Genomic DNA, 14,022 nt, shown 5'->3' on the forward strand with positions numbered 1-14,022 from the left:
ACGCGAGCTCTGATGCGCAATTGCGCATCTGAGCATCCGTCGTGCCAGCATCAATGTCGTTGAATGGATTCCGGGTTCGCGCCATGAGACGCGCCCCGGAATGACAGCAATTACCGCATCACTTCCGCCGCCCGTCCGACATTGCCGGGCGGACGCGGAATCGCAGGGTTCGGATTCGGGTTGCGCGGCGCCGGCGCCAGTTGACGCGGCGGTGCTTGCGGCGAGCCGAAGCCGAAGAAATCGCGCAATGACGGCGCGGCCTGTGCCGGCTGCTGCGGCGGCGTTGGCTTCCTCGGCGCGGGTGGCTTGGGCGGCGCGATCGCAGCGGCGGCACCGGGCGTGCCGGCCGCACCGTGAGCCGCAGCACCACCATCGGGCGTCGTCGCCGCCATCGGCGTATCGCCCTTGGCCTGCTCGCGGCCGACTTCACGGCGCGGCCAGGAATAATCATCGGCACGGCCTGCGGGCGCGGCGAGCGGCTCGCCCTTCACCAGCGTCCGGGCTGCGAGCGCATCGACGGCGGCTGGGCGCGTGCCCGGTCCACCCAGCAATTGATCGGTCGAGATCGAGGCCGCAACCAGCGGCACGATCGGACCGGCGAGTGGCCGCGGCGCCGGCTTGCCGGGCTCGGCGCTGGTGTCGGGCGTCGCCGGCTCGCTCGGCAGCGCGATCGGGCCCGAGCGTCCCGCCAGCAGGCGCGTGATCTCGCGCTCGACATAATGGGCGAGTTTTCGTGCGCCCGGCTTGGTGAAATAGACGCCGTCACCGCTGCGCAACTGGCGGATCTGGCCTTCGAAATCCGGACCCTTCTGCAGGAAGCGGCCGGCTTCGTCGACAAAGCCGTCCCAGACGTCGACATAGGTGATGCCGGCCTTGGCCGCGCCTTCGCGATAGAGCGAATCCAGGAACAGCATGTCCGCGGTGCCCTTGGGTCCACGGATCGCGGGCAGGCCGACCCAGAGCACCGGGACGCCCTTGGCCTTGAGGACGTTGGCGAGTTCCTCGATCTTCTTGCTGTAGAGCTCGACCCAGTGGTCGTCGCGGAATTCGTAGAGGCCGTTCGGGTTGCGCGCGGTCTTTTCGGGCGCGGCGGCCGGCGTATCGGCGTTATCGGCGTCGTCCTGCGGCAGGTCGGTGTCAACAGGCTTGTCGTCGGGTTTGGCGGCGGTGTCGGGCTTGGCATCGCCGGGCTTTGCGTCACCTTTTCCTTGCGGCTTGGCGCGCGCGCCCTTGTCGTTCTTCTTGTCTTTGTCCTTATCCGCCGGCTTGTCTGACTTGTCGGCCGCAGCTTCGCGGATCGCGATGCGGTCATTGAGGCCGAGCATCACGACGATGACGTCGGGCTTCTCGGTCTCGAGGATGCCCTTGGCGGCCGCCGTCCAGTCGGAGGGCTCACCCTTCGGCTGGTACTTGATCAGGCCTGACGTGGTCTTGTGCTTGCGGATCACGCCCATGTCGGGCTGTTCGGTGTAGGCATCTTCCAGGCCATAGGCGAGCCAGTCCGCCATGGCGTCGCCGATCACCAGCACGTTCTTGTCGGGAATGGTGTCTCGCTTGATAGGCGCCGGCGCGCGCGAAAAATCCTGGCGCGGGGCCTGCTGTTGCTGCTGCTGGAACGGCGCGAAGAAATCGCCGCCGAACCAGCCGCCACCACCTCCACCGCTGCGCGGCGGCGGGGCCTGCCGCTGTGGCGGGCCGCCGAAGCCGGGGAAGTTGAAGAACTGCGCGGAAGCCGGTCCCGCGATCGAGACCAGGATCGCGAGCGCCGTCCCCAGCGCGATCAACGGGCCGGTCTCGGTCAGCGCCTTGAAAAAGGATTTGGGCTTCGACATGCGATCTCGGGCGCGCGCAACGGGGTCTGGAAGTAGGTCGTTATAATAACGGAATCGGGCGCCAAACGGGCAAATTCTCTTGCAGATTCTTGGGGGCCACACACCCGGGATCGGCCAAAATCCCGCTTCAGGGTTACTTTCGGCGCGTTTTTACCGCCCGCGCAGCCGGTCCAGCGCATCGGAGGAGGCAAACCCGTCCGCGGGGAGCCCGATCGAGGCCTGGAAGTTGCGCAGCGCGTCCCGGGTCTGGCCGCCGAACTGGCCGTCCGGGGTGCCCTTGTAGAAGCCGCGCTGGGCCAGCAGTTGCTGGAGTTCCAGCCGCTCGCCCCTGGACAATTCCCGTTCCTGGCGCGGCCAGGGCTGCACGAAGGGCTGGCCGCCGCGCAGACGGTCGGCAAAATGGCCGATCGCCATCGCATAGGCCTCGGCCGGATTGTATTTCATGATGACCCGGAAATTCTGCAGCATCAGGAAGCCCGGCCCCTGCGCGCCGGCGGGCGCCAGCAGATAGGCCTTTTCCGCCGGATGCGGGAAGGGCTGGTTGGTTGCGCGCTTGAGCCCGAGCTTCTCCCATTGCGCGATCGTCATCGCCTTGGCGCGGTCGGCCAGCATGTAGTTGAAGCCCTGCGGTACCACGACCTCGAAACCCCAGGTCTGGCCGCTCTGCCAGCCGTCCTTCTTCAGATTGTTGGCGGTGGAGGCGATCAGGTCGCTGGCGTTGTCGACGACGTCGCGCCTTCCGTCGCCATCGCCGTCCACGGCGAAGCGCTTGAACGCGGTCGGCATGAACTGAGTCGGGCCGAACGCGCCGGCCCAGGAGCCGCGCATCTGCTCAGGCCTGAGATCGCCGCGGTTGAGGATCTCCAGCGCCGAGAGAAACTCGTCCTTGAAATAGGCCTGGCGGCGGCCGACGCAGGCGAGCGTCGCGGTCGATTGCAGCACGCTGCGGTCGCCCATCTGCGTCGAATAATTGGACTCGATGCCCCAGATCGCGGCGATGATGTAGCGGTCGACGCCAGTGGCCCTTTCGGTCGCGTCGAACTGCGCCTTGTACTTGGCGAGGACTTCCTTGCCCTTGGCGAGGCGGTTGTCGTTCACGAGGATGTCGAGATAGTCCCAGATCGACTTGGTGAACTCTGGCTGCGAATCCATCAGGTCCATGATGCGCAAATCAGGCGCAAGGCCCGTGGTGAAGCGCTGAAAATTCTCCTGCGTGATGTTGCGCCGTGCGGCATCAGGCCACATGCCCGCGACGCAATTGTCAAAATTGGAGGCCGCCTCGCGGATCGCGGCCACCGTCATCAGCGGATGGCCGGAGGCGCCGTCCTCGCCGCTCCAAGGCTGAGCTCCCGTTTGGGCGCCGCCGGGGCCGGGCGGGGCTTGCGAGGGCACCAGGTTAGAGCCGGAGAAAATACCGCCGAACAGGTTCGACAGGCCGTTTTGCCCTTGTTGCCCTTGTTGGCCTTGGGCCTGCGCGGACACAGGGAACAGGAGCGCGGCCGCAAGCATTGTTGCGCCGGTCATCGATAAAGCTACCCCTGTCACCGATTTCCTCATGTCCCACCCGTCCGGCCAAAAATCAGCCATCAGGAGGCCTCGTTACGGTTGCCAATATCTTAACAAAGGTGAAATTTCGGTGGTGGCCTTTTCTCAATTCCAGGTTTTCTCAATTCCAGGACCCGAGCCCTACATCCGCCTTTGTTACCGGCTGCAAACCGGCTAGCAAGATGCCATTGCTTCTTTCACGTGCGCTCCAAGGTATTCGATCAATCACATGAAAATCCGCAAAGCCGTATTCCCCGTCGCCGGCCTCGGCACCCGCGTTTTGCCCGCCACCAAGGCGATGCCGAAGGAAATGCTTACCATCGTCGACAAGCCGCTGATCCAGTACGTCTATGACGAGGCGAGGGAAGCCGGCATCGAGCACTTCATCTTCGTCACCGGCCGCAACAAAAATGTCATCGAAGATCATTTCGACAAGATGTTCGAGCTCGACTCGACGCTCGCTGCGCGCGGCAAGAAGGCCGAGCAGGAGATTTTGGCGCAGAACCAGCCGGAAGCCGGTGCGGTCAGCTTCACGCGTCAGCAGGCGCCGCTCGGCCTCGGTCATGCGGTCTGGTGCGCGCGCGACATCGTCGGCGACGAGCCGTTCGCAGTGGTGCTGCCCGACGAGCTCGTGCTCAACACGCCCGGCTGCCTGAAGCAGATGATCGAGACGGCCAGCAAGCTCGGCGAAAAGTCCAACGTCATCGCGGTCGAGGCGGTGCCCGACCATCTGACCCATCAATACGGCATCTGCGGCGTGGGAAAACGCACCGGCAAGATGTTCGAGGTCGACGGCATGGTCGAGAAGCCGGCCAAGGGCACCGCGCCCTCCAACCTCTCGATCACCGGCCGCTACATTCTTCAGCCTGAGATCTTCAAGATCCTGGAGACCCAGGAGCGCGGCGCCGGCGGCGAGATCCAGCTCACCGACGCCATGATTGGCCTCGCCAAGTCGCAAAAATTCTACGGCGTCGAGTTCGAAGGCGAGCGCCATGATTGCGGCTCCAAGTCCGGCTTCCTCCGCGCCAACATCGCCTACGGCCTCAAGCGGCCGGAATTGCGTGAGGGGCTGATCGCGGAGATGAGGAAATATCTGGGGCAGTAGGGCTCGCCACCCCTTCCGTCATTGCGAGCGAAGCGAAGCAATCCAGACTGTCTCCGCGGATGCATTTCTGGATTGCTTCGCTTCGCTCGCAATGACGAGGAAAGAGCCGAGCTCACGCCACCAGCGACAGCTTCGGCAGGCTCGCCACCACCGATTGATTGCGGCCGCCGGCTTTCGCCGCATAGAGCGCCTTGTCGGCGGCGGCGACCAGGATGGCCCAGTCCATGCCGGCGGTGGGCGCGAGGCTGGCGATGCCGCAGGAGACGGTCGATCCCGCGCCGCCGTCGGACCAGCCAAGCACCTTGGCCCGGATGGTCTCGGCGATCTTGAAGGCGTCAGTGGCCGAGGTGTTCGGCAGCAGCACGGCGAACTCCTCGCCGCCATAGCGCGCGGCGCAGTCGCCGGCGCGGCGCACCGAATCGGAGATGCAGATGGCGATGCCGACCAGCAGCTGGTCGCCGGCCTGGTGGCCGAACGTGTCGTTGTAGGCCTTGAAGTGATCGGCATCGATCATCAGCAGCGCGACCTGCGTCTTCTCGCGCATGGCGCGCCGCCATTCGATCTCGATGACGGAATCGAACTTGCGGCGGTTGCGCAGGCCCGTGAGCGCGTCCGTCGTCGCCATTTCCTCGAGCTTGCTTTCAGCATCCGCACGGCGGGCGATCTCGCGGGCGAGCACGATGGCCGATCCCAGCACGAACAGGGAGAGCATCAGGACCACGGCGCCGATGCGGAGCGCCTCCTTCTGCCACAGCGCGAACACCGAACCGAGTGGCTTGCCGGCCACCACGAACAGCGGATTGGCCCCACTGCTGCGGACATAAAGCCGCGCCGTGTCATCGATCGGCCCCTGTCCGGCAAACGAGCCGCCGACTTTGAGATTGTCGGCCTTCCAGGTCGGCCGGTCGCCGAGGTTCTTGCCGATGACGTCGAGATCGAACGGTCGCCGCATGATGATGGTACGGTCGCGCTTGAGCACGGTGATGGTATCCTCGGGATCGAGGTTCAGCCGCTCGAACAGCTCGTGGAAATAGCTGAAGCGGATCGAGCCGGCGACGACCCCCAGGAAGCCACCGTCGGTGTCGCTGATGCGCCGGCTCAGCACGATCGAATAGGCGCCGCGGAACAGCATCGGCCGGCTGATGAACAGACCGGCCTCAGGGTTGTCGCGGTGAATCCTGAAATAGTCCTCGTCGGCGCGGTTCTCTGCTTGCGGATCGAGCGTGGAGGCGTCGATGGTCAGCCTGCCGTCGGCGTCGAACACCTGGATGGCGCCGAAATGCCGAGCCGTCGTCGCATGATCGAACAGGATGAGGTGGCGGATCGGCTTCGAGACCGTGGCGAGCTCGGGCATCAGCATGTTGTTGGCGACCGCCTTCAGCGACAGGTCGTAGATCTCGATATTGCGGCTGATGTCGGCGTCGATCGAGGTGGCCAGGTTTTCCAGCGTCTGGCGGGCCAGCGCCTCCTCGCCGCGGCGCATGTCGAGCATGACGTTGACGCAAATGGCGGAAAAGCCGATCACCGTCACGACGGACGAGATGATCAGCAGCTTCGCCGAAATGCGCCACGGCCGGCCGGCCGTGGTGTCGCGCGATCCAGACAGCATCCTTTGCTCCTGACCGTAGTGGATGCGCCTGAAATCTTGCGTAGTGTTTAAGCCGCGACGCCGCTGCCGCAATCAGTTAAGGATTGGTTTCCGCCGGTCCCGCTTTTGAGCAGGTCAGACCGTGGACAAAGGAATAGAGGACGACGGTGAACGATTACGACGCGCTACGCGATTACCTGCTGCGGCAGAAGCAGATGGAATTCGTGCTGAGCTTTGAGGAGATCGAGGAGATCATCGGCGCGGCCCTGCCGCGTGCGGCGAATCGTGCCTCATGGTGGGATACCTTGCGCAGCCCGGATATCAAGATGCCGCAGCGCGAAGCCTGCCTCGCTGCGGGCTTTAAGGCCACGCGGATGCCGGACGGCCAGACGGTGCGGTTCACGAAACAGAAGGGTGACAGGCGGCGCCTGACGGCAAAGAGCGATTAGCTCGCCGCTTCCAGCCGCACTTCCGTCAGCAGCCGCATCGCCGCGTCCGCGTCCATCGGCTCGCCGAAGGCAAAGCCCTGCGCGTATTCGCAGCCCAGCTGATACAGCTCGACCGCGTCGGAATCGGTCTCGGCGCCTTCCGCCACCACGTCCATGCCGAGATCATGCGCCAGCGCGATGATCGATTTCAGGATCACCGGCCGCGTGCCGCGATTGGTGGTGCGGACGAAGGACTGGTCGATCTTGATGGTGTCGAACGGGAAGCGCTGCAGATAGGCGAGCGACGAATGGCCGGTGCCGAAATCGTCGAGCGACAGCCCGGTGCCGAGCTCGCGAATGCGCGTCAGCATCTGGGCTGCGTGCTCCGGGTTCTCCATCACCAGCGATTCCGTCAATTCCAGCTTCAGCGTGCCGCGCGCCACCGAGGAGCGCGACAGCACGGTGCGGATGTCGTGGATGAGATCATGGCGCAGCAGCTGGCGCGAGGAGACGTTGACGCTCGCGAAGATCGGCTCGCGCGAGCGCATCGCGCGCTGCCAGATCGAAAGCTGCTTTGCGGTCTGGTCGAGCACGAACATGCCGAGGTCGACGATCAGGCCGGTCTCTTCCGCGATGGTGATGAATTCCGACGGCGCCATGCGCCCGAGCTTCGGATGATCCCAGCGCACCAGCGCCTCGAAGCCGGCGACCGAACGATCCTCCAGCCGCACGATCGGCTGGTAGAGGATGGTGAGCTCCTGCCGCTCGATGGCGCGGCGCAGCTCGCTCTCCAGCGTCAGGCGATCGGTCTTCCGCGCGCGCATCGCCGGCTTGTAGACGTCGATACGGTCGCCGCCGATGCGCTTGGAGTGATACATCGCCAGCTCGGCGTCCTTGATGATCTCGTCCGTCAGTTGAACTTGCGGATCAGACAGCGCGAGCCCGATCGAGGCGGTCAGGAAAATCTCGCGGTCGTTGAAGGCGATCGGCGCGCGGATGGTCTTGCGGATGGTTTCCGCGAAGGCGGTGATGCGGGCCGGGTCCTGCTCCGAGAGCAGGATCAGGCCGAACTGGTCGCCGGCGAGTCGCGCCAGCGTGTCCTGCGGCTTCAGGATGCGGGTAAGGCGGCGGGCCAGCGTCAGCAGGATGGAATCGCCGACCGCGATGCCGACGGAATCGTTGACCTGCTTGAAGCGGTCGAGGTCGATCACCATCAGCGTCGGGCGCAGGGTCGGCATCGACTTGGCGAAATGCGCGACCGCGCCCAGCCGGTCCATGAACAGCTTGCGGTTGGGCAGGCCGGTGAGATTGTCGTGCACGGAATCGTGCAGCAGGCGTTCCTCGGCGTTGCGGAGCTCAGTGACATCGGTCAGCGTGCCGACCACGCGCGACACCTCGCCGTCGGAGCCGACCACCGGGCGCGCCTTCAGCGCGAACCACATGAAGTGGCCGTCGGGGGTGCGCAGCCGGAAATCCTGCACCAGCCGGCCGCGGCGCTGGTCGAGCACGCTGTCGAGCGCGGCGCGGAAACGGTCCTGGTCGAGCGGATGCAGCACTTCGAGCCAGGAGGCGGCCGGGCCTTCCAGGGTGCCGCGCTTGAGGCCGAGCAGGGCCTCGGTCTCGGGGCTGGTGAAGACCTTGTCGGCGGAGACATCCCAGTCCCAGATCAGATCACCGGAACCGGCCAGCGCCAGGGCCCGCCGCTCGATATCTGAGACGACGCCGGTGGTGGCGCCGCCGCCGGCAAAGGCGTGCTGCATCACCGTGAAGCCGATCAGCATCACGATCAGTACGAGGCCGCCGAGCAGCGCCGGGCCGACGATGTCGTTGGTGACGGACCCCGCGACCGTCATGCCGGCCGCGACCACCCAGACCACCAGGAGGAACCAGGTCGGGATCAGCAGCACCGCGCGGTCGAAGCCGTGGGTCGAGAGATAGACGATCAGCGCAAAGCCGGCGAAGGCAATCAGCACCAGCGAGATGCGCGCGATGCCGGAGGCGACGGCCGGGTCGAACAGCGCGAGCGCGACCAGCGAGCCAAGGAACGCAAGCCAGCCCACCGTGATGTGCGAGTAGCGCACATGCCATCGACTGAGATTGAGATAGGCGAACAGGAACACCAGCAGCGTCGCCGCCAGGATCGCTTCACCCGCCGCGCGCCAGATGCGCTCGGCGTTGTTCGACATGTCGAGCACCTTGCCCCAGAAGCCGAAATCGACGCCGATATAGACCAGCACCGCCCAGGCCAGCGCCGCCGCCGCCGGGAACATGATGCTGCCTTTGACGACGAACAGGATGGTCAGCACCAGCGCCAGCAGGCCGGAGATGCCGATCACGATACCCTGGTACAGCGTGAACGAGTTGACCTTGTCCTTGTAGGCTTCCGGCTCCCACAGATAGAGCTGCGGCAGCTTGTCGGTGCGCAGCTCCGCGACGAAGGTGACGACGGCGCCGGGATCGAGCGTGATACGGAACACGTCGGCGGTCGGGCTTTCCTGCCGTTCCGGCCGGTCGCCGGTCGAGGGCGTGATGGTCGCGATGCGCGATAGCCCGAGGTCGGGCCACAGCAGGCCCGACGAGACGATGCGGTAATGCGGGGCGACGATCAGGCGGTCGAGCTGGTCGTCGGTGTTGTTGGCGAGCGCGAACACCACCCAGTTCTGGCCGCCTTCGCGGGCGCGTACCTCGATGCGGCGGACGATGCCGTCGGTGCCGGGCGCGGTGGAGACCTGGATGCGGTCGGCGTCGCTGCGCTGGTGCTCGAGCACGCCGGTGAGGTCGATCGCGGGCGCATCGCCACGGACGCTGACAGCGTCAAGCGCGCGTGCAGGGGACGCGGCGACAAGAATCATGAGGCCCAGCGCGATGGGCGCGAGGCACCTGATCAGACGCAAGGTCAGTTCTCCGCGTTCGACGCAAACTCTGTAAAGACGATTTCAGACCGAACAGAAGTGGTTCGGCAGGTGGCGATAGATGCCACGAAACCCAAGAAAATCAAAGGGTTTCCGCCTCGTTTGGTGGGCCAGCGGCCTAGACCTCCAACACAATTTTGCCAATATGTGCGGAGGTCTCCATGCGCCGGTGTGCGTCGGATGCCTTTTCCAGCGGGAAAGCGCTGTCCATCAGCGGTTTGACGCGGCCTTCGCGCAAAAGCGGCATCACCTTGGCTTCGATCGCGGCGACCATCGCCGCCTTGTCCGCATTACTACGGGGACGCAAGGTCGAGCCGGTATGGGTCAACCGCTTCACCATCACCTTGGCGATGTTGACGCTGACCTTGGGGCCGTTGAGGGTCGCGATCTGCACGATACGGCCGTCGACCGCCGCGGCATCATAGTTGCGGTCGACATACTCGCCCGCGACCATGTCGAGGATCAGGTTGACGCCGACCTTGTTGGTCTCTTCCTTGACCACGGCGACGAAGTCTTCGTTCCGGTAGTTGATGGCGCGATCGGCGCCGAGCTTCAGGCAGGCATCGATCTTGTCCTGCGAGCCGACGGTGACGAACACTTTTGCGCCGAACGCCTTGGCGAGCTGGATCGCCATGGTGCCGATGCCGGAGGAGCCGCCATGGATCAGCAGCGTCTCGCCGGCCTTCAACCCGCCGCGCTCGAACACATTGTGCCAGACCGTCATCAGGGTTTCCGGCAGCGCGCCGGCTTCCTTGATCGACAGCGCCGGCGGTACGCTCATGGCCTGGGCGTCCTGCGCGATGCAGTACTGCGCATAGCCGCCGCCGGCGACGAGCGACATCACCTTATCGCCGATCTTGTGCCGCTTGGCATTGCTGCCGACGGCCACCACTTCACCGGCGATCTCGAGTCCGGGCAGGTCGCTGGCGCCGGGCGGCGGCGGATAGGCGCCGGAGCGCTGCGCCACGTCGGGCCGGTTGACGCCGGCGGCCTGCACCCTGACCAGGATCTCGTCGGGCCCGGGCTGCGGCAGGGCCCGTTGTTCCGGCACCAGCACCTCCGGTCCGCCGGGCTTGGAGATGGCGACCACGGTCATTTGCGCGGGCAGCTTTTCCATGATTTGTCCTTGGAGAAGAGGGCAGGATTGAATAGGCCAGTTGATTAACCAGAGCGCCTGGCGCTGGCAACCGCTTCAACTTCGTTTGACCGCCTGGCGGACCTGATCGGAGGAACGACGATGCCGATGGAAGACGACGACCGCCCGCGCAAGAAGATCACCCACGAGATCGGACAGGATCTCTCACTGTTGTCGGTCGAGGAATTGACCGAGCGTGTCGCCCTGCTCAAGACCGAGATCGTGCGATTGGAGGAAGCCGCCACCAAAAAGCGCGCCTCGCGCGATGCGGCGAACAGTGTCTTCAAGACGTAGGAACTCCAGAGAGGAGCGAGCCGCTTCCACGGCGTCATGGCGGGCTTGTCCCGGCCATCCACGTTTTTCTTTCCGGCTGCGACGAAGAACGTGGATGCCCGGGCCTTCGCCTCGCCGAAGCGGCTTCGGCCGCGCAGGCGGGACGAGTCCGGGCATGACGGAGAGCCTTGTCCGTCCCCCTCGGCCACTGACCGACATGGCTAACGAACCCTCAAAAAATTCGTTCGTTTACTCCACATTAAGCTTTCGAGTTTATGACTGGAACTGTCCTCGTTTGGACACCGAGTGGCTCCTGTCCACTCTGTTTGACGCCTCCCTGTTATCAACTTTCAAAGCCGCCGGTCTTCCGGCGGCTCTTTTTTGGGTGCGCCAGGCATGGCGCGGAGCGCCGTGAGTGGCGCGATTTGACCGGAGTGGTGTCCGGTCGATGACTTGGAGGTGTGAGTCCTCTACGGACCTTGGTGATAGGAACCGTTAGCCGAACAGCAAGGGCGTCGTCGCGAGGCGGGGTCTGAAGGAAGCTGTAAGCAAAGTGCCGGCCTGACGAACAGCAAGCGCATAAGAGGCGTCCGCATCCGGGCGAGGGAGCCCAAATACCCGAAGCCCGATATCACTCGGAGGGTGCGGCCGTAGATGCGACAGGTAGATGGCACGAAGGTCACGCGACTGACCCTGGGAGGTCTGCCGTCCTGCCCCCGGCAACGGGTGTGCTACCGGCGCCGCAAGGCGTCGGGATGGGGCGGCAGAAGTCAGCAGAGGCCGTAGTAACCGGCAGCACCAAGCCGGCGAAGGGCCGAACGTCGAGTACCGGAGGAGGCCGGCCTGTCGATGGTGCCAACAGATGCAGACGATGACGCTGAGATGCGTCGTGCTCACCCCGAGGGTAGCGGCCGGAAGCCGCCAGAGCAGGGGCTGGGTGCATCAATCGCCACGGCGAGACCGCAACCTTCCCCTCCGGAGGTGGAAGCGCGGCTGATGGAGGAGATCGTCAGCCGAGCGAACATGATGACGGCCTACCGTCGGGTAATGGCGAACAAGGGCGCTGCAGGCATCGATCGGATGACCGTGGAGCAATTGCAGCCGTATCTGAAGGAGCATTGGCCGCGCATCAAAGAGGAACTGCTGGAAGGCCGCTACCGGCCGCAGCCGGTGCGCGGGGTGGAAATCCCCAAGCCTGGCGGAGGGGTGCGCCAACTTGGCATCCCGACGGTAGTAGACCGGCTGATCCAGCAGGCGATGCATCAGGTGCTGATGCCGCTGTTCGATCCAGGCTTCTCCAAGGCCTCGTACGGCTTCCGTCCGGGACGCAGCGCGCACGACGCGGTGCTTGCCGCGCGAGCGCATGTGGCTGAGGGTCGACGCTTTGTCGTCGACCTCGATTTGGAAAAGTTCTTCGACCGGGTGAACCACGACGTGCTGATGGCACGGGTGGCGCGCCGGGTTGCGGACAAGCGGGTGCTGCGGTTGATCCGCCGCTACCTGCGGGCTGGACTGATGACGGGCGGGATTACGACGGCACGGAGCGAAGGCACGCCGCAAGGCGGCCCTCTGTCACCTTTGCTGTCGAACATCCTGCTCGACGATCTGGACAAGGAACTCGAGCGACGAGGCCATGCCTTCTGCCGCTACGCCGACGACTGCAACATCTATGTTCGGACGCGACGGGCCGGCGAGCGGGTGATGGCGTCGATCACGCGATTCCTGACCGAGCGGTTGAGGCTCAAGGTCAACGCAGCGAAGAGCGCGGTTGACCGTCCCTGGGTGCGGACCTTCCTCGGCTACACCATGACCGCTCACAAGCAGCCGCGCCTCCGGGTAGCGGTCAAAAGCGTGAAGCGGTTGCGGAGCAAGCTGAGGACGACGCTGCGCCAAGGGCGTGGACGAACACTGGCATCGACCGTCAAGACCCTGACCCCCATCCTGCGCGGCTGGCTGCAATACTTCCGGCTGGCGGAGGCCAAAGGGGTGTTCGAGGAGCTCGACGGCTGGATGCGGCGCAAATTGCGCTGTGTTCTCTGGCGACAGTGGAAACGGCCACGGACACGCCTCAAGCGTTTGATGCAACGCGGGCTCGATCCGGAGCGGGCATGGCGGTCGGCCTACAACGGCCGCGGCCCTTGGTGGAATGCCGGGGCCAGCCACATGAACGACGCCTATCGCGCCGCCTTCTTCACGCAACTCGGCCTGCCGTCCTTCGTCGGACTGCACCGCCACCTCAATCGTGCTTGACGAACCGCCGTATACGGGACCGTACGTACGGTGGTGTGGGAGGGGGAAGCCGCAAGGCTTCCTCCTACCCGATTCTCATTCCTGCTTTTTTGCGTCTCGTCCCGGTTGAATTCCGAGGAAAGACCCGTGGAAACCATATCCGCGCTTGTCGCTGGACTCCGCGGTTCGCCCGCGCAATGATTTGTTCATCATAAGCCGGCGCCAAAGCCGGACGGGTAAACAGTTGCGTAAGGGGCGTTAACCATGGAACGTTTGCAGGCCGACGGCGCTCTCGTTCAACTCAGCGAGCGGTTCACCAATTCTGCGGCGTTCGGCGTCCTGTTCCGTGAGGGCATGGATCTGGTCGAAGAGACCGCCGCCTATCTCGACGGCGCCGGCCGCAACGAAGCCAAGGCGCTCGATCGCGCCGTCAGCCTCACTTACGCGACCGAGAGCATGCGCCTCACCACCCGCCTGATGCAGCTCGCTTCGTGGCTGCTGCTGCACCGCGCGGTGAAGGAAGGCGAGATGACGCTGGTCCAGGCCAACCGCGAGAAGACCAAGGTCAAGCTCACCGCCGCCGATCCGGGCCCCGCCGATACCATCGAGAAGCTGCCGTCGCAGCTCCAGGACCTGATCCATCGCTCGATGAGCCTTCAGACCCGCGTGCGCCGTCTCGACACCACCATCCACACCCCGCCGGCCGAGCTCCCCGCGATCGGCAACCCGCTGGTGCCGCACCTCAACGCGCTGAAGGCTGCGTTCGAGCGGTAAGGGTCTATCGCCGCCGTTGACGTCGAACCGTCACCCTGAGGTGGCCGCTTCTTTAGCGGCCCTCGAAGGGCGACGGCCCCGCTGCATCCGGGCCGTTCATCCTTCGAGGCTCCCGATGGGGCGCTCTGCGCCCCATCACTCGCACCTCAGGATGACGGGTCCAAAACAAAAACGCCCCCGGCTCTCCGGGGGCGTTTTTCG

10 protein-coding genes are annotated in these 14,022 nt (G+C 64.9%); 5 read left to right on the forward strand and 5 right to left on the reverse strand.

From position 1 onward, the window contains the following. Window positions 1-110: 110 nt before the first annotated feature. On the reverse strand, window positions 111-1,832 hold the full coding sequence (locus JJC00_RS06265; RefSeq protein ID WP_200471846.1) for an SGNH/GDSL hydrolase family protein: 1,722 nt from the start codon (window positions 1,830-1,832) through the stop codon (window positions 111-113). A 150-nt stretch (window positions 1,833-1,982) separates the two neighbouring features. After that, on the reverse strand, window positions 1,983-3,356 hold the full coding sequence (locus tag JJC00_RS06270) for a lytic murein transglycosylase (protein WP_200471847.1): 1,374 nt from the start codon (window positions 3,354-3,356) through the stop codon (window positions 1,983-1,985). Window positions 3,357-3,606: 250 nt separating this feature from the next. Here JJC00_RS06270 and galU point away from each other — a divergent pair, with 250 nt between their 5' ends. Then, window positions 3,607-4,482, forward strand: a complete 876-nt coding sequence (gene galU, locus JJC00_RS06275; RefSeq protein ID WP_200471848.1) for a UTP--glucose-1-phosphate uridylyltransferase GalU — start codon at window positions 3,607-3,609, stop codon at window positions 4,480-4,482. Window positions 4,483-4,594: 112 nt separating this feature from the next. Here galU and JJC00_RS06280 read toward each other — a convergent pair whose 3' ends face one another. Continuing rightward, window positions 4,595-6,091, reverse strand: coding sequence for a GGDEF domain-containing protein (locus tag JJC00_RS06280; RefSeq protein WP_200471849.1), 1,497 nt, complete (start codon window positions 6,089-6,091; stop codon window positions 4,595-4,597). 146 nt (window positions 6,092-6,237) lie between these two features. On the opposite strand from JJC00_RS06280, the gene JJC00_RS06285 reads away from it, so the two are divergent. Continuing rightward, window positions 6,238-6,519, forward strand: a complete 282-nt coding sequence (locus JJC00_RS06285) for a DUF7662 domain-containing protein (RefSeq protein ID WP_200471850.1) — start codon at window positions 6,238-6,240, stop codon at window positions 6,517-6,519. Here JJC00_RS06285 and JJC00_RS06290 read toward each other — a convergent pair. Next, window positions 6,516-9,392, reverse strand: coding sequence for an EAL domain-containing protein (locus tag JJC00_RS06290; protein WP_187436767.1), 2,877 nt, complete (start codon window positions 9,390-9,392; stop codon window positions 6,516-6,518). The two genes, JJC00_RS06285 and JJC00_RS06290, sit on opposite strands and share 4 nt — an antisense overlap. Window positions 9,393-9,528: 136 nt before the next feature. Beyond that, on the reverse strand, window positions 9,529-10,527 hold the full coding sequence (locus tag JJC00_RS06295; RefSeq protein WP_200471851.1) for an NAD(P)H-quinone oxidoreductase: 999 nt from the start codon (window positions 10,525-10,527) through the stop codon (window positions 9,529-9,531). A 120-nt stretch (window positions 10,528-10,647) separates the two neighbouring features. Between JJC00_RS06295 and JJC00_RS06300 the strand changes: the two genes are divergently transcribed. The 3 genes from JJC00_RS06300 (at window position 10,648) to JJC00_RS06310 (ending at window position 13,821) form a co-directional block, all read left to right on the forward strand. After that, window positions 10,648-10,839, forward strand: coding sequence for a DUF1192 domain-containing protein (locus tag JJC00_RS06300; protein ID WP_200471852.1), 192 nt, complete (start codon window positions 10,648-10,650; stop codon window positions 10,837-10,839). Between the two features lie 975 nt (window positions 10,840-11,814). After that, complete coding sequence (gene ltrA, locus JJC00_RS06305; RefSeq protein WP_246773922.1) at window positions 11,815-13,068, forward strand: group II intron reverse transcriptase/maturase; 1,254 nt, start codon at window positions 11,815-11,817, stop codon at window positions 13,066-13,068. 243 nt (window positions 13,069-13,311) lie between these two features. Further along, window positions 13,312-13,821: a DUF1465 family protein gene (locus tag JJC00_RS06310; protein WP_200471853.1), complete on the forward strand. Its 510-nt coding sequence runs from the start codon at window positions 13,312-13,314 to the stop codon at window positions 13,819-13,821. Window positions 13,822-14,022 lie beyond the last annotated feature (201 nt).

Source organism: Bradyrhizobium diazoefficiens (assembly GCF_016616885.1).
In the GTDB taxonomy this organism is placed as follows: domain Bacteria; phylum Pseudomonadota; class Alphaproteobacteria; order Rhizobiales; family Xanthobacteraceae; genus Bradyrhizobium; species Bradyrhizobium diazoefficiens_F.

Coding starts and splice junctions, on each gene's coding strand:
- ltrA (WP_246773922.1), top strand. CDS start 11,815: ATGGAGGAGATCGTCAGCCGAGCGAACATGATGACGGCCTACCGTCGG.
- JJC00_RS06300 (WP_200471852.1), top strand. CDS start 10,648: ATGCCGATGGAAGACGACGACCGCCCGCGCAAGAAGATCACCCACGAG.
- JJC00_RS06270 (WP_200471847.1), bottom strand. CDS start 3,356: ATGACCGGCGCAACAATGCTTGCGGCCGCGCTCCTGTTCCCTGTGTCC.
- JJC00_RS06265 (WP_200471846.1), bottom strand. CDS start 1,832: ATGTCGAAGCCCAAATCCTTTTTCAAGGCGCTGACCGAGACCGGCCCG.
- galU (WP_200471848.1), top strand. CDS start 3,607: ATGAAAATCCGCAAAGCCGTATTCCCCGTCGCCGGCCTCGGCACCCGC.
- JJC00_RS06280 (WP_200471849.1), bottom strand. CDS start 6,091: ATGCTGTCTGGATCGCGCGACACCACGGCCGGCCGGCCGTGGCGCATT.
- JJC00_RS06310 (WP_200471853.1), top strand. CDS start 13,312: ATGGAACGTTTGCAGGCCGACGGCGCTCTCGTTCAACTCAGCGAGCGG.
- JJC00_RS06295 (WP_200471851.1), bottom strand. CDS start 10,527: ATGGAAAAGCTGCCCGCGCAAATGACCGTGGTCGCCATCTCCAAGCCC.